Origin of the sequence: Parachryseolinea silvisoli (assembly GCF_021190955.1) — a bacterium.
Taxonomy (GTDB): Bacteria; Bacteroidota; Bacteroidia; order Cytophagales; family Cyclobacteriaceae; genus Ohtaekwangia; species Ohtaekwangia silvisoli.
Map to the genome: position 1 here is coordinate 584,164 of NZ_JAIOAO010000002.1, position 19,318 is coordinate 603,481.

General features: G+C 51.3%; 14 protein-coding genes. 7 read left to right on the forward strand and 7 right to left on the reverse strand.

Features of this window, described 5'->3' with window-relative positions:
• Positions 1-22 precede the first annotated feature (22 nt).
• The 5 genes from K7P01_RS12255 to K7P01_RS12275 form a co-directional block, all read right to left on the reverse strand.
• Positions 23-901 carry an NAD kinase gene (locus tag K7P01_RS12255; RefSeq protein ID WP_267293325.1) on the reverse strand — a complete coding sequence of 293 codons (879 nt, stop codon included), beginning with the start codon at positions 899-901 and terminating at the stop codon, positions 23-25.
• A gap of 96 nt (positions 902-997) precedes the next feature.
• Positions 998-1,843 (reverse strand): 50S ribosomal protein L11 methyltransferase, encoded by an 846-nt coding sequence (gene prmA / locus K7P01_RS12260; RefSeq protein WP_267293327.1) that lies wholly within the window; start codon positions 1,841-1,843, stop codon positions 998-1,000.
• A 30-nt stretch (positions 1,844-1,873) separates the two neighbouring features.
• Positions 1,874-2,635, reverse strand: a complete 762-nt coding sequence (gene tpiA / locus K7P01_RS12265) for a triose-phosphate isomerase (protein WP_267293329.1) — start codon at positions 2,633-2,635, stop codon at positions 1,874-1,876.
• Positions 2,636-2,695: 60 nt separating this feature from the next.
• Positions 2,696-3,703, reverse strand: a complete 1,008-nt coding sequence (gene gldB, locus K7P01_RS12270) for a gliding motility lipoprotein GldB (protein WP_267293331.1) — start codon at positions 3,701-3,703, stop codon at positions 2,696-2,698.
• 37 nt (positions 3,704-3,740) lie between these two features.
• Positions 3,741-4,232: a DUF6702 family protein gene (locus K7P01_RS12275; RefSeq protein WP_267293333.1), complete on the reverse strand. Its 492-nt coding sequence runs from the start codon at positions 4,230-4,232 to the stop codon at positions 3,741-3,743.
• 226 nt (positions 4,233-4,458) lie between these two features.
• Here K7P01_RS12275 and K7P01_RS12280 point away from each other — a divergent pair, with 226 nt between their 5' ends.
• From K7P01_RS12280 to K7P01_RS12310, 7 genes are all read left to right on the forward strand, one after another.
• Positions 4,459-5,061, forward strand: a complete 603-nt coding sequence (locus tag K7P01_RS12280) for a HupE/UreJ family protein (protein WP_267293335.1) — start codon at positions 4,459-4,461, stop codon at positions 5,059-5,061.
• A gap of 19 nt (positions 5,062-5,080) precedes the next feature.
• A complete protein-coding gene (locus K7P01_RS12285; protein ID WP_267293337.1) occupies positions 5,081-7,306 on the forward strand; it encodes a M1 family metallopeptidase in 2,226 nt (741 codons plus the stop codon).
• A gap of 10 nt (positions 7,307-7,316) precedes the next feature.
• Complete coding sequence (locus K7P01_RS12290) at positions 7,317-9,560, forward strand: M1 family metallopeptidase (protein WP_267293339.1); 2,244 nt, start codon at positions 7,317-7,319, stop codon at positions 9,558-9,560.
• Between the two features lie 268 nt (positions 9,561-9,828).
• Positions 9,829-11,118: a M23 family metallopeptidase gene (locus tag K7P01_RS12295; protein ID WP_267293341.1), complete on the forward strand. Its 1,290-nt coding sequence runs from the start codon at positions 9,829-9,831 to the stop codon at positions 11,116-11,118.
• A gap of 74 nt (positions 11,119-11,192) precedes the next feature.
• Entirely contained in the window at positions 11,193-13,496 is a 2,304-nt protein-coding gene (locus K7P01_RS12300) for a patatin-like phospholipase family protein (protein ID WP_267293343.1), read from the forward strand.
• Positions 13,497-13,576: 80 nt separating this feature from the next.
• Positions 13,577-15,610: an OmpA family protein gene (locus K7P01_RS12305; RefSeq protein WP_267293345.1), complete on the forward strand. Its 2,034-nt coding sequence runs from the start codon at positions 13,577-13,579 to the stop codon at positions 15,608-15,610.
• Positions 15,611-15,621: 11 nt separating this feature from the next.
• On the forward strand, positions 15,622-16,329 hold the full coding sequence (locus K7P01_RS12310) for an OmpA family protein (RefSeq protein WP_267293347.1): 708 nt from the start codon (positions 15,622-15,624) through the stop codon (positions 16,327-16,329).
• A gap of 11 nt (positions 16,330-16,340) precedes the next feature.
• Here the strand turns inward: K7P01_RS12310 and K7P01_RS12315 are convergent, their stop codons facing one another.
• Both K7P01_RS12315 and K7P01_RS12320 read right to left on the reverse strand, forming a co-directional pair.
• On the reverse strand, positions 16,341-17,174 hold the full coding sequence (locus K7P01_RS12315; protein WP_267293349.1) for a hypothetical protein: 834 nt from the start codon (positions 17,172-17,174) through the stop codon (positions 16,341-16,343).
• Positions 17,175-17,399: 225 nt separating this feature from the next.
• Positions 17,400-19,316 (reverse strand): DUF3857 domain-containing transglutaminase family protein, encoded by a 1,917-nt coding sequence (locus tag K7P01_RS12320; RefSeq protein ID WP_267293351.1) that lies wholly within the window; start codon positions 19,314-19,316, stop codon positions 17,400-17,402.
• Between the last annotated feature and the right edge of the window lie 2 nt (positions 19,317-19,318).

Sequence of the window (19,318 nt, forward strand, 5' to 3'; positions counted from 1 at the left end):
GAATTACAAAATTACTAAAATTTCAATTACGGATGTCCAGGCCCCAGTTCAACTTATGGCGGAGGGTACGGAAGTAATGTTGCCCTTCCAATTGAACCAAATGCACAACATAATCCGATTTCGATACCTTCATAACTGCCGAAGCATCTACCGACGCCACCCGCGAATCCAATGAAACCAGAAATTTTTTACTCCGCCCCTCCACACGAAACGTGATCTCCGCCGTGTCGGGAACTACGATCGGCCGCACCGTCAAATTATGTGGACTTACCGGAGTGATAACAAAATTTCCAGATCTGGGAAAAATCAAAGGCCCCCCGCAGCTCAGGGAATAGCCTGTAGAACCCGTGGGAGTCGACACAATAATGCCGTCAGCCCAGTACGTGTTCAGGAACTCACCGTCGATGTAGGTGTGAATTGTGATCATCGACGACGTGTCCTTTTTCACCAGCGTAAAATCATTTAATGCGAAATTCTGCTTGCCAAAGGCGTCTGAGTTGGTGTCGAGCTTCAGCATGGAACGCTTTTCGGTGGTATAAGCACCCTGGCAAACCTGCAGTAAAGCCTGTTCCGTCTCCTCCTTGCTGATGGTCGCCAGAAACCCTAGCCGCCCCGTATTAATCCCCAGTACAGGAATCTTCTGCTTCGCAATATGTGTAACGGCTTCAAGAAGTGTGCCATCGCCCCCTACACTGATAAACACATCCACGCCCTTCAGCGAGTCGTCGGGATTGAATGTCTTCTTGATCTTTATCTTCTTAAAAGCCGCTGTCTTTAGATACGAACCGAACCTGGCCGAAACCCAGATCTCAACTTTCTGCTGCTGAAGGATCTCAAAAATACGGGCAATAAAAGGCGCTGACTGACGATTAAACTCCTTCCCATGAACAGCGATTCGCATGTTGACGTCTATTTAAATTTCTGACCCAGCAGGTCATTCACGCTAAAAAATCTCACGCTGGAATTAAAGATAGAAAGGATGTGGCAATGGAGCAAGCTACCGGCCGCCGCTTGCCTCTTTCTGAAAAAGTACTGATGCCCACGACTCACGTTCATCGTCGCGCACCGGGCGCAGGCCATAACGGCCCGCCTCCCCGGCAATGTCGGCAATGTCGTGTGTATAAAAGCCACTTAATAGCAGCAAGCCACCGGGCGCCAGGCAGCCCTGGTAATATTTAATTTCTTGGAGTAATACGTTCTTGTTGATGTTGGCCAGAATGATGTCGAACGTCCCCTGCGGCTGCAAGTCCTCAAACTTACCCTGCTCAAGATGAATACCCGTGCAACCGTTCACCTCGATATTCTCCTGACCGTTGATGACACTCCATTCGTCAATGTCGAATGCTTCCACCGAAGTCGCACCCAGCTTACACGCCATAATCGACAAGATGGCCGTGCCACAGCCGGCGTCCATCACGCGCTTGTCGCGATGATCCATGTCCAGCTGGCTCTTCACCATCAGGTACGTGGTCTGATGGTGGCCCGTGCCAAACGACATCTTGGGAGTGATGACGATCTCGTACGGATACGCCGCATCGGGCGCATGAAACGCTGCGCGTATAAGGCAACGGTTGTCGACGATAATAGGCTGATAGCTCTGTTCCCACTCTTCGTTCCAGTTACGCTTCTCGATCTTATCTTGTTCGAAAGTAAGCGGCGTCTGTGCGCCATAGCGCGTCTTGATCTCTTCTAATTTTTCTTTATCGTAATTCTCCAACGTAACATACGCCTCAAAACCACTGTCGGTCTCGAGAAAAGAATCAAAGCCTGCCTCCGCCATCTCAGCCATGAGGATCTCCGAATAGTCCGGAGCACAGGTCACCTGAAAACGCGAGTAGTACATGCGTAAAGAATGGAAATCGAATTAAACTGCTTAAGCTCCTTTGATGACTTCCGTGAAGTCGCGCGACTTGAGGGATGCGCCGCCCACAAGGCCACCGTCTACGTCGGGACAAGAGAAAAGCTCCTTAGCATTGGCGGCGTTTACACTACCACCATATAATATAATGATGGTATCGGCTACAGCCTGACCGTATTTGCTCGCCAGGTGCGTGCGGATTACCGCGTGCATATCTTGTGCTTGCTGTGCAGACGCTGTCTTACCGGTGCCGATAGCCCATACAGGCTCATAAGCAATCACCACTTTCTTCAACGCGTCAGCATTGAGGTGGAACAGGCCTTCTTCTACTTGCTTCTTCACCAGTGCTTCGTGGGTGTTCGCCTCGCGCACCTCCAGCGGCTCGCCGCAGCAGAAGATGGGAGACAGGCCGTGCTTCAACGCTACGTCTACTTTCTTCGCCAGCAGCTTGCCGTCTTCACCAAAGTATTGACGGCGCTCGCTGTGACCCAGGATAACGTAGGGGATACCCATCGACTTGAGCATCGGTGCCGACACCTCGCCGGTATACGCACCTGACTCGTGCTCGCTGCAGTTTTGTGCACCTACAGAAATCCGCGCGTTGTTGCCCAACTGATTTTTGATCGGCAGCAAATAGGGGAAGGGCACGCAAAAGATCACTTTCGCATCACCTTTTACTTCGTCTGCCACCATACCCGTTACCTCTGAAGCAAGGATGTTTGCTTCTTCCAGGGTCTTGTTCATTTTCCAGTTGCCGGCTACGATTTTCTGACGCATAGTTCTGTAGATTTAGATTTGAGGCCCCAAAGATATTTTTTTCCCCCTGTTTTCCCAACCCTATTGCGGACGGTACCGCGACTCCTTGAAAAGCTGTTGGGCATCTTCCGTCGCCATGAGCTGCGGCAGGGTCTTGTCGGCGTGTGATTTCATATAACTGTTGACAATGCGCCAACCCACCCACTGGCCAATGCGGCCCGGGCATTTCTCACCTACTTGTACCGTGATCGGTCGCTCGCCGAGATAGTCTTTCTTCACCACGTAACTGGTTTCATACAGCACCTTGCTTTCAATAAACCGCGCCCAGATCAGGTCCTCGTGCGCGCGCGACCCGTTGATCTCCGCCGGCGTATACCAGATCAACGTGCTGTCGGGCAAACACGGCATCATGTGTTTGGCAAAATAAAACGACTTGCCATAGGCAATCATGTCGGCCAGTACCGTCTTGTCTTGCAAAGAGGTTTTGTTAAACTGGTCGCTGATGCCAAACATCAACAGGCACGAAGGAACAATATCGTCCGGATCGTATTTGCGCAGCAGGTAATCGTACGTCTTGGGCCGGTACTTGGCACCGGCACCGAGGTAAAAGTCGAGGCTGACAAGAATGAGCGTATCCGACACCAGCAAGTCCGTGTCGAGGCCCGAGATCAGCGTCTTGACCTTCGGCGGGGTAAAGTCGGGATAATAATATTGAATGTGCGCAAAGGCATCTTCGAAGCTTTTACGCAGTCCACTGCCATCGCCAAACACCCGCTTGACCTCCATCGCCAGCGTATCGAGGTGTGGGTTGGCGAACCGTGCGTACAGTTCGTTAATAAAGACCGAGTCGTCGGGGTACTCCGTCCGCCGGAACATATAGTCCCGCACCAACGGCTCACGCGAGAGCAGCGCCACCAGCTCCTGCTTGCTTTTCACCTGCACCAACGCGTCCTGTAATTGATCGAACGTGATGGCTACACCTTCGCCTGCCAGATTGGGCTCAAACACACAGCCCTCTTCGCGTTCCTTATCACTACAACCACTCAAAAAAATCAAGGCGGCAAATAAGCCGATCAATGCGCTCCTCATAATCCGTGTAAAATATCCAGTGTTGTGCTGCTGTCATTTAAAAATCTAATTGCCCGGTCGATTCATCCGCTGTCAGTCGCAGACTCTTCACCTTGCCCTGCACCGTAACATGCACCAAATTGGACTGGTCGCGATAAGTCTCCATAATGACAGAGTTTGTCACCTGAATTTTTTTCCACCGTTTCACCGGGCTCACCTCCACATAAAAAATAAATGCCTCGCCCTCCTTTTCGTGTCCGAGGTATTTAACCTTCTGCGCCTTACCATCAAGCTGAATGGTAAAATGCTCCGCCAAGTACGGTCCCATCATCTCATCCACTGTAATACCTTTCGGCACCGTAATATCCAGTTCCGGCTGTTTAAGCCGGTTGCGCATAACCACCTCCAGGTCGTCAACAAAAACCCGCATCATAATTTCCAGCGCCTTGTCCTTCTCATCAAACGCAACCTCCGTCACCGACACATGCAACGGATGCGCCACGACAACCAGCACCAGCCATTGAACAAAAGAAAGAACACCTGAAACCATTCGCGCACTTTTTTAAAGGCCAAAAATAGTGAATAAGAACAAAAGGAGGGGAGGAGATCCCTACAACACCCCCCACAGAACCTGCCAAAACCCACAAAACACCTCTTCATAGCCCCATACCAGCATCCAGCCACCCCCATATTCAGGTATCCGTGCTCCGTGCAATCAACAGAACAATGCACAATTCAAACTTATCTCCTATAATTGTGCCCCTTTATCACAAACGATGAGCGAGTTTAGAGTTTATTTCGAGATCGGCAGGGATCATATTTTGGATTACCAGGATGGGTACGACCACATTTTGTTTGTCGTGTCTTTGTGTGCTTTGTATCTCATGCGCGACTGGCGCCAGATTCTTGTACTGGTCACAGCCTTCACGATCGGCCACTCCATCACACTGGCCCTGTCGGTGCTCAACATCGTCACGGTGAAATCCGAGCTGATCGAATTTCTGATTCCGCTCACCATTTTCATCACGTCGGTCTCGAACCTGTTCAAAGACGAAGAAAATCCAGGTACCGGCACGCTGCAGTTGAACTATCTGTTTGCCGCGGTCTTTGGCCTGGTTCATGGCCTTGGATTTTCGAACTACCTGCGAGGCATCCTTGGCAAAGACGATCGGATCGTATCCCAACTATTAGCCTTTAATCTGGGCTTGGAGGTTGGCCAGATAATTATTGTTGTGCTGTTTCTGGTCGCCGCCTTTATTATGGTAGATTTATTTGGTGTGAACCGTCGCGATTGGAAAATGGTAATTTCTTCAGCCATCGCCGGCATGGCCCTGATGCTCATGAAAGATACTTTCGAGCATTTAAAACAAAGCCTTTGACTAACTCAAAAAACCTAATATGACACGTATCTTAACCTTGTCCTGCCTCGCCCTTCTTGTGCTAACAAGACTGCAAGCGCAGGACGCACCCAAATGGAAAGGCAAGTTCGAGCAGTTGGACCAGCTCCTCCCGACTCCCAACGAATACCGCTCAGGCTCGGGTGCTCCCGGCCCCAAATACTGGCAGCAAAAAGCCGACTACGTCATCAACGTCGAGCTGAACGACGACAACCAAAGCGTAACCGGTAATGAAACGATTACCTACACCAACAACTCGCCCGACGCGCTAAAGTACCTGTGGCTGCAGCTCGACCAAAACAAACTGGCCGATGGCAACATGACGCAGAAGACAAAAGCCGGTACCATTAAGGATTCTGTCGACACCCGTACCGCCGCGGCAAACCTGAACCTCTATGACTTCGACGGTGGCTTTAAGATCAAATCCGTAAAAGATGCCAGCGGCAAAACGCTGCCCTACATGGTCAACTACACCATGATGCGCATCGACCTGCCCCAGGCCCTCGCACCGGGTCAGAAGTTTACTTTCTCCATTGACTGGGGCTACAACATCAACGACGGCATCCGCTTCCGCGAACGCACGCAGTTTGAATACTTCCCTGAAGATGGCAATTACTCCTATGTGATCGCCCAGTGGTACCCCCGCATGTGCGTGTACGACGACTATGAAGGCTGGCAAAACAAACAGTTCCTCGGCCAGGGCGAGTTTGCATTGACCTTCGGCGACTATAAAGTAAAGATCACCGTTCCGGCCGACCACATCGTCGGCGCAACTGGCCAGCTGAAGAACGCTGACGCGGTATTGAGCAAAGCCCAACTGGAGCGCTGGCAAAAAGCCAAAACCACGTTCGACAAACCCGTGATCATTGCCACACAAGACGAGGCCGTTCAACGCGAAAAGACCAAGGTAAAAGAGAAAAAGACGTGGGAATTCCACGCCGAGAACGTACGCGACTTTGCCTTTGCCACCTCCCGTAAGTTTATCTGGGATGCCCAAGCGGTGAAAATCGGCAACTACACGCCCCTGGCGATGTCGTTCTATCCAAAAGAAGGCAACCCCCTGTGGGAAAAAGAATCAACCAACGCCGTAAAAAATGCGCTGGAAGTATACTCACGCATGACTATTGACTACCCGTATCCGGTAGCTATATCCGTACACGCTGCAGCCCAGGGCATGGAATATCCCATGATCTGCTTCAACTACGGCCGACCGGCAAAAGATGGCACGTATAGCGCGGCCGTTCGCAAAGGCATGGTCGGCGTCGTGGTACACGAAGTGGGCCACAACTTCTTCCCGATGATCATCAACAACGACGAGCGCCAGACCACCTGGATGGACGAAGGTGTCAACACCTTTGTGCAGCTCGTGACGGAAATCGAACGCTACCCCGACATTGACTTCGACCGCGGCAAGCCGGCCGCTCTGGTACCTTACATGAAGGGCGACCAGAGCAACATGCGCCCGCTGATGGTAAATTCCGAACAGGTCATTCAGTTTGGTGCTGAACAATATGCAAAAGCTGGCACCGGCCTCTTCATGCTGCGCGAAACCATCATGGGCCGCGAGCTCTTTGACAGAGCCTTTAAGGAATATGCACAACGTTGGGCCTTCAAACATCCCAAGCCTGCAGACTTCTTCCGCACACTCGAAGACGCTTCTGCCGTGGACCTCGACTGGTTCTGGAGAGGCTGGTTCTATTCAACAGACGCAGTAGATCAGTCCATCGATCAGGTCAAATGGTTCAAAATGCGCAAAGAGGAAGTCGACCCGGAAAAGAAAAATGTGAAGACCAAGCCCGGAGACCTGGCCCAGAACGAAGAGAAATACCAGAGCTTCAACAGCGGCGCTGAGCCGTTCTCGCTTAGCAACACCGACCCGCGCATGTACGGTGAGTTCAGAAGCCAGATCGACGACAAGGCTGTCATGGCGAAACTGCAAGACAAAAACATCTACGAAGTAAGCCTCAGCAACAAAGGTGGAATGGTAATGCCCGTGGTGATCGAGTGGACCTACAAAGATGGCTCGAAAGAGATCGAACGTCTGCCCGCCGAAATCTGGCGCACGAACGAAACAAAGGTGACCAAGGTGTTTGTGAAAGACAAAGAAGTGACAGGCATCGTACTCGATCCACAAAAAGAACTCACAGACATCAATACACAGGACAACGTGTTCCCCAAAACACAGGCGCCCTCGAAGTTTGAGGAGTTTAAAAAGAAGACCAAATAAAGTGGGAAACATGACCACGCGTGTATTAACCGCACTTGCCCTGCTATTGATAGTAGGCTACGCATCGGCTCAAAATCAGCCGGCCGGCTGGAAAGGAAAATTCGAGCAGCTGGACAACCTGCTGCCGACACCGAACAGCTATCGTACAGGCTCCGGTGCCCCCGGCACCAGCTATTGGCAACAACAGGCAGACTACACCATTGATGTGGAAGTCAATGACAAGACGCAACTGCTGACCGGCACGGAGACCATTACCTATCACAACAACTCGCCCGAAGCGTTGGGCTTCCTGTGGCTGCAGCTCGACCAAAACATCCTGGCCGATAACAGTATCACAAACCAAACCCGCACCGGCGCCGTACGCGACTCCGTGCCCGCAGGTTTCTTTTCGGGAATGGCTGGCGTAAAAACCTCCGACTACAAAGGCGGCTGTACCATTAAGTATATAAAAGACGCTACCGGCAAGGCACTGCCCTACGTCGTCAACAACACCATGATGCGTGTAGACTTGCCTGTACCCCTCAAAAGCGGCGAAAAATATACGTTCTCCATCGCATGGAGCTACACCGAATACAACCGTCAGATCTTTGGCGAGCGTGGCGGCTATGAATACTTTCCCGACGACGGCAACTACGTCTATACCTTTGCGCAGTGGTTCCCGCGCATGTGTGTGTTCGACGACTACGAAGGTTGGCAAAACAAACAGTTCCTCGGCCAGGGCGAGTTTGCCCTCGTCTTTGGTAACTACCGCGTACGCATCACCGTACCGGCCGACCACATTGTAGGGGCCACCGGCACCATCCAGAACGCCCGCGAAGTGTTGACAAAAGATCAATTAGAGCGTTACGAACGTGCTAAGAAAACCTTCGACAAACCCGTTGTCATCGTAACACAAGATGAGGCCACCCAAAAAGAAAAGACCCACTCCGAGAAAAAGGCCACATGGGAATTTGCCGCAGAGAACGTTCGCGACTTCGCATTTGCATCGTCACGTAAATTCATTTGGGATGCCCAGGCTGTAAAGATCGGTGACAAAACGCCGATCGCGATGTCACTGTATCCCAAGGAAGGCAACCCGCTGTGGGGAAAAGAATCGACCAAGGCGATCAGGAACGCCCTTGAGCTATACTCCGAGCGCACCTTTAACTACCCATACCCGGTAGCATACTCGGTGCACGCTGCCAATCAGGGCATGGAGTATCCCATGATCTGCTTTAACTACGGCCGGCCGAACAAAGACGGCACCTACTCCAAACAAAAGCTGGAGGGCATGGTAAGCGTGGTGGTGCACGAAGTGGGCCACAACTTCTTCCCGATGATCGTAAACTCGGACGAGCGTCAGTGGACCTGGATGGACGAAGGTCTCAACACCTTCCTGGAAAAAGAAACCATTCGCACCCGCTATCCCGATCTGTTCGAAAGTCACGGCACACCCAAAGGCATCGTCCCTTTTATGAAAGGCGAAAAGAGCCAGATGCGCCCCATTATGGCGAACAGCGACGACCAGCGCCCGAGCGAATTTGGCGCCAATGGCTATACCAAACCCTCCGCCGCACTGACCCTGCTCCGCGAAACTGTCATGGGCCCTGAGCTTTTTGACAAAGCCTTTAAGGAATATGCCCAGCGCTGGGCCTTCAAACATCCCAAACCCGGCGACTTCTTCCGCTCGCTGGAAGACGCCTCAGCGGTAGACCTCGATTGGTTTTGGAGAGGCTGGTTCTATTCCACCGATAACGTCGACCTGGCCGTGGACGATGTAAAGTGGTTTCGTGTAAAGAGCCAGCAAGTAGATCCGGAAAAGAAAACACCCCGCGCAAAAAAGGGTGACCTCGCGGCGTCACAGCAGACAAACAATGGCACCGACTTCAGCGGCGGCGCACAAGAGTTTACCATACTCAATACCGATCCTAAGGCCTATGGCGAGTTCCGCGGCAATCTGAACGACGCCGAGATCCGGAAGCAAGTCGACGGTAAGAACCTATACCAGGTCCGCCTCAGGAATGTAGGCGGCCTCGTGTCGCCCGTCATTATCGAGTGGACCTTCAAGGATGGCTCGAAAGAGATCGAGCGCCTGCCGGCGGAGATTTGGCGCACCAACGAGAACGAGGTGAGCAAGGTATTTGTAAAAGAAAAGGAAGTAGTCAATATCTTACTTGACCCCAATGCTGAGTTGGCGGACGTAGAGACGGCCAATAACGTGTTCCCCAAAAGGGCCATGGAAAGCCGCTTCGACCAATTCAAAAAGAACAATTGACCAGGGCGGGTACTGTTCTCTCCACTATAGTATAGGAAGAGAACAGTACCCTGGCCGAAATTAGGTAACCCCTCCCCACAGGCACTTTAACGGCTGTAGCGTTTACCCCACAACATTTTTGTTTGTCTTATCGACCCTGCGTGTTATATTTACATCTTAGCGGTTTTGGTACACGAGCTCCATTCTATTTTTTGAACTGACTATCTTTACTGCTTCATTTTTTAAAAACCCCCCGTCACCCGTGGACGGCTTAAAACTTTTTAAGAACATGCAAAAACGCTGGTTAGGATTCTTTGGAATCGTGATGCTCATCGTCGCTGCCGTAGCTTTCAATCGCTATTACCTGCCGGGCCTTGCCTATCAGGACAACGCAGCAGATTCCGTCGGTAACTTCTCGCTGAAGCTGAACGAGCCCAGCGTATTGTACGGCATGGTGGTAGATGACTTCCTCGTCATCGAAGACAAAATCAAACGCAACGAACGCCTCGGCGACATCCTCCTCGAGTACAACGTTCCCGCTCGCCTGATCCACCAGGTATCACAAGTATCGCGCAACATCTTCGACGTGCGCAAGATCGTTCCGAACAAAAAATATACGCTCATCTGCAACCAGGACTCCCTGAAGACGGCGCAAGCTTTCGTGTATGAGCCGAACCCCATTGACTACATCGTCTTCCGCTTCGGCGACTCCCTGACCATCGACGTATGCAAACGCGACGTGGTGACGGTAGAGAAAGGCATTGCCGGCGAAATTCGCTCTAACCTGTCCGAAACCATCGAGGAGCTCGGCATCAGCCACGAGCTGACCAACAAGTTTGTCGATATTTTCGCCTGGCAGGTAGATTTTGCCCGCCTCCAGAAAGGCGACAAGTTCAAACTGATCTACGAAGAAAGCCAGGTGGAAGGCGTGACCGTCAGCATCGATAAGATCAAAGCCATCTACTTTGAGCACGTCGGCAGCCCGTACTATGCCTTCCCGCTCGACCAGGGCGACGGCGTCGACTTCTTCGACCAGGACGGCAAAAGCCTGCGCAAGGCCCTGCTGAAATACCCCATCGAATTTACCCGCATCAGCTCTCGCTACACCATGAGCCGCTTCCATCCCGTTCAAAAACGCTGGAAAGCCCACCTCGGCACTGACTTCGCAGCCCCCACCGGCACCCCCATTCGTTCGGTAGGCGACGGTACCATCGAGGAGGCCCAATACAAATCGAATAACGGTAACTACGTAAAAATCCGCCACAACGGCACCTATACCACCCAATACCTGCACATGTCGCGCATCGCCGATGGCGTACGTGCCGGCACACGGGTGCGTCAAGGCCAAACCATTGGCTACGTGGGAAGCACTGGCCTGGCTACTGGCCCGCACTTGTGCTACCGCTTCTGGAAAAATGGCGTACAGGTAGACGCCCTCCGGATTGATCTGCCGCCGTCTGAGCCTGTGAAGAAAGCATACGAGTCACAGTTCGAAACCATCAAACAAGACCTCACAAACCGCCTGCAGGCAATCCCATTCCCGGACCAAAACAAGCAAGAGCCGATCGCAGCGCTTTAATAAATTTCTACTTCGGTAGAATCCAAGACCTTTTCTCTGACGTTATTTGCCAGTGAAAAGGTCTTGTTGCTTTAATGACGCGCTGCTTCCTGCTCCTTCTGTTCCTGTTACCAGCACTGGCCAATGCGCAGAGGGTTGGTTTGGTGCTCAGCGGTGGCGGTGCAAAGGGCATTGCCCACATCGGTGTGCTGAAGGCGCTGGAAGAAAATGATATCCCCGTCGACTACGTTGTCGGCACCTCCATGGGCGGCATCATTGGCGGCTGTTACGCCGCCGGCATGAGTCCCGACCAAATAGAGGCCATGATCCTCTCCGACCAGTTTATGGGCTGGGTCAACGGCACGCCCGAGCAAGGCTTCAACTACTTCTACCACCAACACGACGTCACTCCGGCTTTTCTCAAAGTCAACCTGGGCCTGGACTCCACCTTTAACTTTCAGTTCAACTCCAGCCTGGCCCGCGACGTATCGCTCAACTTTGCCCTGACCGAACGAACCGCCCAGGCGTCAGCCATTGCCGGCAATAACTTCGACCGCCTCTTTATCCCGCTGCGGGTCGTCGCCGCCGACATCTTCACTCAAACCGAAGTGATCCTCTCAAAAGGCTCCATGAGCGACGCCCTTCGTGCTACCCAAACGGTACCATTCTTTTATACTCCCATTCGGGTGGATGGCAAATACCTCTTTGATGGCGGTATCTATAACAACTTCCCTGTTGATGTAGCCCAGCGTGAATTCCACAACCCCGACGTAATCATCGGCGTGAACGTCTCGTCAAAGGTCTTCGAAGGCTATCCCTACAAAGACGATGACAAGCTCATATCCAAGTCTCTTCTATACATGCTCATGGACAAGACCGATCCCAAAAAGATCGATGAGCACGGTGTCTTTATCCAGCCCAACCTGAATGGCTACACGGCATTTGACTTTGCCCGCGCAAAAAGCCTGATCGATAGCGGCTACCGGCAAACACTGCAACAACTGGAAGAGATCAAAGGCAAGATCGCCCGCCGCGTACCATGCGATACCATCGCGGTTAAGCGCAACGCCTTTAATGATAAGAACCCGCCCATGCTGTTTGATGGGCTGGTGTTTAAAGGATATAACTCGAAGCGCCGTCAATACATCCGGCGCCTCTTCAACACACACCTGGGTGGAGAGCGGCTTTATCCCTACAGCGATATCAAACGAGGATACTTCCGCCTGGTGGCCGAAGACTTCTTCTCCAACGCACACCCTACCATTCTATACGACAGCACGAGACGCACCTTCTCGTTACAATTGTCACGTCGGCCTCAGCATAATTTCCAGGTAGACTTCGGTGGCGTTATCGCCTCGCGCGATATCAGCAACGTATTTGTAGGACTTAACTTCTATCACTTCGCCAACACCTTGCAGCACTATTACCTGTCCTTTCAAACCGGCAGCTTTTATAAATCGGGCGTAGCCAAAGTACGAATAGACTTCCCCACGCCATTGTACCTCGAACCGTATGTGAGTTTTGACAGCTGGGATTATTTTGAAAATAATGACGTGTTCGAGGAGCTATCGCGCAACCGACCCACCGTGCTCACGCGCATCAATCGCAGGATTGGTTTTAATCTCGGTATACCCGTACAGGAATCGTTCCGCGGTAGTCTCCACATCGAATCATTCAACAACGATGACCGCTATATCAACGGCGACGTCTTTATCAGCAACGATACACTCGACGACCTCCACATACGCGGCTTCAAAACGGGCTTTAATCTTTCGGCCAACAGCCTGAACCGAAAACAATATGCCTCCACCGGAAAAGCTTACTCCCTTACAGGCGACTACTTTCAGGTATCCGTCACGCACACACCTGGCAATACATCCATACTCACGCAAGAATCCAAACAACGAAACACCTGGTTTCGCGTTCGTGGCAGCGCCGAACAGTTCTTCCGGTTGAGCCATAGCCTCAACCTGGGATATTATGCCGAAGCTACGTTCTCGAATCAGCCGTTCTTTCAAAATTATTTTGGCACGATCATCAACACTCCATCCTTTACACCCTTGCAAGACAGCCGCACCCTGGTATTGCAGAACTTCCGGTCTCCCAACTACGTGGCCGGTGGCGGCCGCGCCATCCTGGCACTACACCCGAAGATCGACTACCGCCTGGAAGGCTACATCTTCAAGCCCTTTGACTACCTTGAAGAAAATTCCCAACAAGGGGCCCATATCAGTCGCGACATCAAATCCGTCTTCCTGGCTGCCGCGACCAGCGTCGTATACCATGCACCCATCGGGCCCATCAGCCTTAGCCTGAACTATTACGACGACGATGAAAATCAGCTGGGGGTATTATTCCACATAGGCTTCCTGCTGTACAACAAACACTCGCTTGAATAACATACGAATAACCTCGCGGCTTTTATCGTATTCACAATTTTAACTAAGTTTATCTTTTGAATTTTTAACTGTATTCCTGCATGAAAAGACTTTTAATAACTACCCTTTTGCTCACCGGCTTTTCCCTCCTGTCGAAAGCCCAGGTTGTACAATGGGCCTCTTCCGTTATTGAGTTTTCATCTGAGCTTACACCCATTCAGTATTCTGCGAAGCAAGCACTCGGCAAGCCGAACGTATTGCCCGCCGGGGGCCAAAGTCCCAATGCCTGGGCACCCGACAAACCCAAACGCAAAGAGTTTCTCAAACTGGGCTTTGCAAACCCCATCAGCATTCGGCAAATCGCCATTGCCGAGTCGCATAACCCTAGCGCTATCTTCCGCGTATTGGCTTACGACCTTGCCGGAAAAGAATATGTTATCAATACACTTAACCCCATGGCCATCCCCCTCAAGGGACGTATGCTGAACATCTTTGTCGAGCAAACACCGTATAAGGTCGCCGCTGTAAAGATTGAATTTGACGGTGCCGCCGTGCCCGATTATTTCAGCATCGACGCCGTGGCAATCTCCGACTCCAACTATCCCATCATCGCTGACATCCCGCAAATGCAAATGCTGGCCTCCGGTATCCTCATCGAAGCTCTCGACAAAAACGTCAACAGCGAATACAAAGAGCTGAACCCGTTGCTATCACCCGATGGCAAGACGCTTTACTTCAGCCGCAGCAATCACCCTGAAAACGTCGGCGGCGTAAACGATAAAGAAGACATCTGGTACTCTGAGCTTGACACCACCGGCCATTGGCAGCTCGCCAAAAACATGGGGCCGCAGTTCAACAACAAAGGCCCTAATTTTGTCAACACCATTCGCTCAATCACACCCGACGGCAAAACGGCCATCATGGTGTTGGGCAACCGCTACGACAACCAGGGAAAGATGTCCGCCGGCGTATCCATCACATCAAACGTAGGCGGTGTTTGGAGCGCGCCTAAAGCGCTTAACATTAAAAACGACTACAACTTTGCCGAGAAGGCAAACTACTTCCTGGCAGACAATCGCAAGACGCTGCTCATGTCCGTACAACGCTCGGACTCACACGGCGACCGCGACCTGTACATCACCTTCATGAACGCCGACAGCACCTGGAGCGAACCGCTCAATCTCGGCGACGTGATAAACACCGCTGCGGAAGAATCCGGCCCCTTCCTGACATCTGACGACAAAACACTATACTTCTCTTCGAAGGGTTTCAGCGGTTACGGCGGCAACGATATTTATGTTTCCCGTCGTCTGGACGACACGTGGACAAATTGGTCGGAGCCAGAAAACCTGGGCCCCGAAATCAACTCACCTCTCGAAGACCTGTTTTTTAACATCCCGTCCTCCAGTGATTTCGCGTACTACTCGCGGGGTGTAACAGAGACTAATACCGACATCTTCCGCGTGAAGCTGCCGATCATAAAAAGCCCTGAGCCTTGGGTAACTGTGCGCGGCAAAGTAATCGACAAGACTACCGGTAAGCCGGTCGGCGCAAAGATCATCTACGAACAACTGCCCAGCGGCAAAGAGCTTGGTATAACACAATCCAATCCGCAGACGGGCGAGTATGAAATTCGTTTGCCGGCCGGCCAGCGCTATGGCATTCGCACCGAGGCCGAAGGCAAGATCTCCGAAAACCAGAACCTCGACCTGCGCGGCATTACTGCAGACAAGGTGATCGATCCGAGAAACATCGACCTGAGCCCGCTCATCGTTACGTCGCCGCAGCCGGAGGCCGTCATCGTGCTGAACAACGTCTTCTTTGATTTCGACAAAGCCACACTGAAACCGGAGTCATACCCGGAATTGAACCGCCTCGTAACGTTTCTAAACAACAATGCAGGAATGAATGTACAGATCGCAGGCCATACCGACTCTGTCGGCCCCGAACCCTATAACTTAGACCTTTCCAAACGCCGCGCCAACAGTGTCGTGCAGTACCTCTACGACAAAGGTGTTACAAAAGAAAAGGTCAAGACGGTATTTTTTGGTGAGACCAAACCGATTGACACCAACGCAACCAGGGAAGGAAGACAGAAAAACCGTCGCGTAGAATTTAAGATCGTGAACCTCTAATAGGCGACATCATGGCACCCTTGCACGTGAAGCTCTTCCTGGTACTTTATAGCGTCGCGATCATCACCTTCGGCCAGACCGCCGACAGCGTCATACAAGCGGAAGGGCAGATCTATAATGCCGAAACGAAGGAACCGATCAACGCCCGCATCTCGTATCAAAGCTTGCCCTATGGCAACCGTCTGGGCACGCTGAACGGCACAAGCTTTTCGTTCCCGATGTTCGACAATGAGAAGTATGCCATTACCGTAGAGGCCACAGGCTTTGCCGTGGCACGGTATATGCTCGACCCCGCCCAGGCCAATGGCAATCGGAAAGTAGTCCAGGACGTACCGCTCACCCCCAGCAACGGCACTACCGGCAAACATACCGTAGGGCAGGTAATGCGCCTGAACAACCTCATCTTTCAGGTAAGTAGATCGAAGATCGATCCGGAGTCATACCCGGAACTTGACGTAGTGGTAAATATGATGAAAGAGAATACGTCGATGATCATTCAGCTGGAAGGCCACACCGACTATCAGGGTAACGCCAACGACAACATGCGTCTGTCGCAACTGCGTGTAGCGGCCGTAAAGAACTACATCGTATCAAAGAAGATTGCCAAGAACCGTGTTAAGACAAAAGCATTTGGCGGCACGCAACCTCTTTCACGCGAAGACACACCGGAAGCCCACCGCATCAACCGGCGCGTGGAGCTACGAATACTGGAAAACTAAACGAGGGATTCTTAATGCACGGAAGCGTGCGCAACTACGTCCACCTGGCGCTTGCGAATAGCCTGCAGCTTACGGACGTAGTTTTCTTTTACAGTGTTGTCTAAGTTGCTTTCCAACACCGACAGCAACACAATGCGCGAAAACTCTTCTACCCGCGCGGAGTGATATAACGTCACCGTCTTATCCAGATACGAGATCGTCGGAACCAGCTCCTGTTTGTTGTACGTCACAATGGCATAGTTATAATACAAAAGGCCCAACACCTGGTCAAGCGTCACTTCGTTATAGAGATCGAAGTTAAAATTGTAATAATGCTTGCTGGCAACGGGGCGCTGCAAAATGTTCGCTCGGTAAGTAGCGATACGCTTTTGAATCTCCGTGTCGTTCTCTACAAAGCCGTTTGCCGGATCAGTCGCTTCCAGCAAAATAGAGCCCTCTTTCGTTTCGGCAATCAGGAAGATGTGATAGTTCGTTTCGATAATGCGATACGCAATGTTGAAGTGATCCAGCAACAAAGCATACAGCGCAGTGCCCGTCAGACAGTTGTAAGTACCCTCGTTCAACAAATCAGAAAAAGAACAATAAGACGTGTAATGTCGGAGATACTTCTGGTGGGTTTTCGTAAAAAGATAGCTTACAAAAGACTTGTCGCGCTTGAAGTTATCGCGCTTCGACTCCAGCTTGTCTATAAAGGCAGGAAGTTCAGCAGGCGACGTGATTACCTGTTGGTCCGCAGCACTATAAAGCTTTACATAGTGCATCACGTCTTTTTTACCCGAAGCAGCCCCAGGGCCCTGGGCGAGTGCCAAAACAGGCACGAAGAAAAACAACACAAATCCCCTCATATTACGCCAGTGTTAAATCTCTGTTAACAAATTTAACAGAATAGTAACACTATGCAAGCACTTGTTAGCCAAGGCGTAAGGTTTATTCAAGCATTACAGATTCATTAAAAATAGCTTAAAAACGCTGCTTTGCAGTTCTCCAACTGAAAAGGACCCGACAAAGCCAAAAAAAGGCAGCTCTCCGCGGGGGAGGGCTGCCTTTTAAATCGAGTGGACAACAAATTATTATGTCTTGGATAGTAACACTATCTTAACATGGTCGGCTCTGTTAACGCTCCTATAGAAGTCCGAAAACTCCTTGTACGACTCCGCGGGAAACTGTCCTTTCACCTGTTTCAGCCGTCGCACGTAGAGCAGGCCATGCTGATCCAGCACGCAGCTAGACTCATACTCCCCAAAGCGAGATGTGATTTTCACCGGATCGGGCAAGAACTCAGGATAGACTCCTTCCGGCAAATGGTACCGTATCGTATCAAGATCGATAAAGCCCGATTCCAAAACCACCGGCATCTTACGGCCATCAACCTTCTCGGCGACAAACGTGGAGCGGTTCATAAGATTAGGCGTAAGAAAAATGCGCTTACCATTGACCGAAGCAAACCGCCCCAGCCTTAGATCCAATACTACTTCCGCCGATGGCATCTTGTCCTTATGATTCACCAACGAGAAAGAATTCACATCGAAGCTGGGTATCTCTGTATTGTTCTGAACCCATTTTCGCTGATCATCATATTGCAAATGCACAGCGTTATCCAAATAGTTATTTTCGTATTGGAGGCCCTGATACGTGGTCTTCACTTTTGCCTTAGCATCACCAGTGGCCTCCACGGATACATCGGCTATGCGCGACTGTACATTCTTGTCAGCAGGATAGCGTTTAGTATTGACAACCTTTGCGCCTTTATCGGTAATCACAAGTGCCTTACGGTCGCCGGTAAATCTACCCATATAGCCAAATGGATTGGTCTGGCTGGTACACTCCAGCCACAACGTATCGCCCTTGTTCGGAACAGCCACAATGGCGTGATTAAACTGTGAGCTGGGAAAGTCTGTATCCATCGGAGAGGCATCGCCACCAGCACGAATCAATACGTAGTGCGCAGGAATACCGACCTCTTGCAGCATCGACACCATGTAGTTAGACAACGCTTTACAATCACCATAACCGGTTTGATCTACAACCGAAGCCTCAAACGGCTGGAAGCCACCAATCCCCAACTGAATGCTGACATAGCGCGTCTTGCTCTGCATATACTCGTAGAGAATCTTGATCTTTTCCTCGTCGGTCTTCGCCTGCGCCACTAACGCGCGAATCTTTTGTTTCGTGACCTCTGGCAGCACATTGCGACCCTGATTAAGCGAGCTGACCCACTGTCCAAACTGATCCCAGGTATCCATAGTGCCGACATAACCATCGTACTCAAACTGCGTCGGCGCCCCATCAATGTGTGGCAGCACATATGCCAGATCCGGTCCCATAGGATCGAGCTTAATGGGCATCACATTCTCAAACGTCCAGGAAAGGGTCTCCATGCCATCGGCCGACGGCTCCGCCACTGCCTTTACCTCGATGTTATAGGTCCGATGCCGCGGCGCCAGGGCCTTCGGAAATACATACTTGCAGCTGCTGTGTTGCACCGAGCAATTTTCACGGGTAAGAACATAGAAATCGGGTATGGAAAAAAGGTATTTGTACTCGACGTCGTATTCAATCTCTACTGTATAAGGATACGTACTTTGCGAAAGATCGATTGCCTTGATGCGGTTGTCGCTATACAGGCTAAAACCATCATACGCGCTTTGATCGTAGATCTCGCTCGACTTCAGGCGTTTGATCAGCATACCCTCGGCATCGTATACCGCGGCTTTAAAAGATGTCACCTTACTGAGTTTATCATAACCGACGGTCTCTTGTGCAAAGCGTTTGCCATTTGCATTCAGGATCGTAATGGCCTGGTAGACATGATGCGTAGCCCGGCTCTTGGACAGGATCGTAAACACCATTTGATCTTCTCGCATCACCACGTGCACATCCTTCTTCAAGGCCTCCGGTATGGCGCTTACCGGAAACTTCGGACTATCCTTCGCCACCGACGATACCCACAAAAGCACGCCGCATACAACTGTGAAAACTCTATTCATAT

What these genes read in the sequence shown, in the direction of transcription:
- tpiA (WP_267293329.1), bottom strand. Translation starts at nt 2,635, where the DNA reads ATGCGTCAGAAAATCGTAGCCGGCAACTGGAAAATGAACAAGACCCTG.
- K7P01_RS12295 (WP_267293341.1), top strand. Translation starts at nt 9,829, where the DNA reads ATGCAAAAACGCTGGTTAGGATTCTTTGGAATCGTGATGCTCATCGTC.
- K7P01_RS12285 (WP_267293337.1), top strand. Translation starts at nt 5,081, where the DNA reads ATGACACGTATCTTAACCTTGTCCTGCCTCGCCCTTCTTGTGCTAACA.
- K7P01_RS12310 (WP_267293347.1), top strand. Translation starts at nt 15,622, where the DNA reads ATGGCACCCTTGCACGTGAAGCTCTTCCTGGTACTTTATAGCGTCGCG.
- K7P01_RS12280 (WP_267293335.1), top strand. Translation starts at nt 4,459, where the DNA reads ATGAGCGAGTTTAGAGTTTATTTCGAGATCGGCAGGGATCATATTTTG.
- K7P01_RS12255 (WP_267293325.1), bottom strand. Translation starts at nt 901, where the DNA reads ATGCGAATCGCTGTTCATGGGAAGGAGTTTAATCGTCAGTCAGCGCCT.
- K7P01_RS12305 (WP_267293345.1), top strand. Translation starts at nt 13,577, where the DNA reads ATGAAAAGACTTTTAATAACTACCCTTTTGCTCACCGGCTTTTCCCTC.
- prmA (WP_267293327.1), bottom strand. Translation starts at nt 1,843, where the DNA reads ATGTACTACTCGCGTTTTCAGGTGACCTGTGCTCCGGACTATTCGGAG.
- K7P01_RS12275 (WP_267293333.1), bottom strand. Translation starts at nt 4,232, where the DNA reads ATGGTTTCAGGTGTTCTTTCTTTTGTTCAATGGCTGGTGCTGGTTGTC.
- K7P01_RS12290 (WP_267293339.1), top strand. Translation starts at nt 7,317, where the DNA reads ATGACCACGCGTGTATTAACCGCACTTGCCCTGCTATTGATAGTAGGC.
- K7P01_RS12320 (WP_267293351.1), bottom strand. Translation starts at nt 19,316, where the DNA reads ATGAATAGAGTTTTCACAGTTGTATGCGGCGTGCTTTTGTGGGTATCG.
- gldB (WP_267293331.1), bottom strand. Translation starts at nt 3,703, where the DNA reads ATGAGGAGCGCATTGATCGGCTTATTTGCCGCCTTGATTTTTTTGAGT.
- K7P01_RS12315 (WP_267293349.1), bottom strand. Translation starts at nt 17,174, where the DNA reads ATGAGGGGATTTGTGTTGTTTTTCTTCGTGCCTGTTTTGGCACTCGCC.
- K7P01_RS12300 (WP_267293343.1), top strand. Translation starts at nt 11,193, where the DNA reads ATGACGCGCTGCTTCCTGCTCCTTCTGTTCCTGTTACCAGCACTGGCC.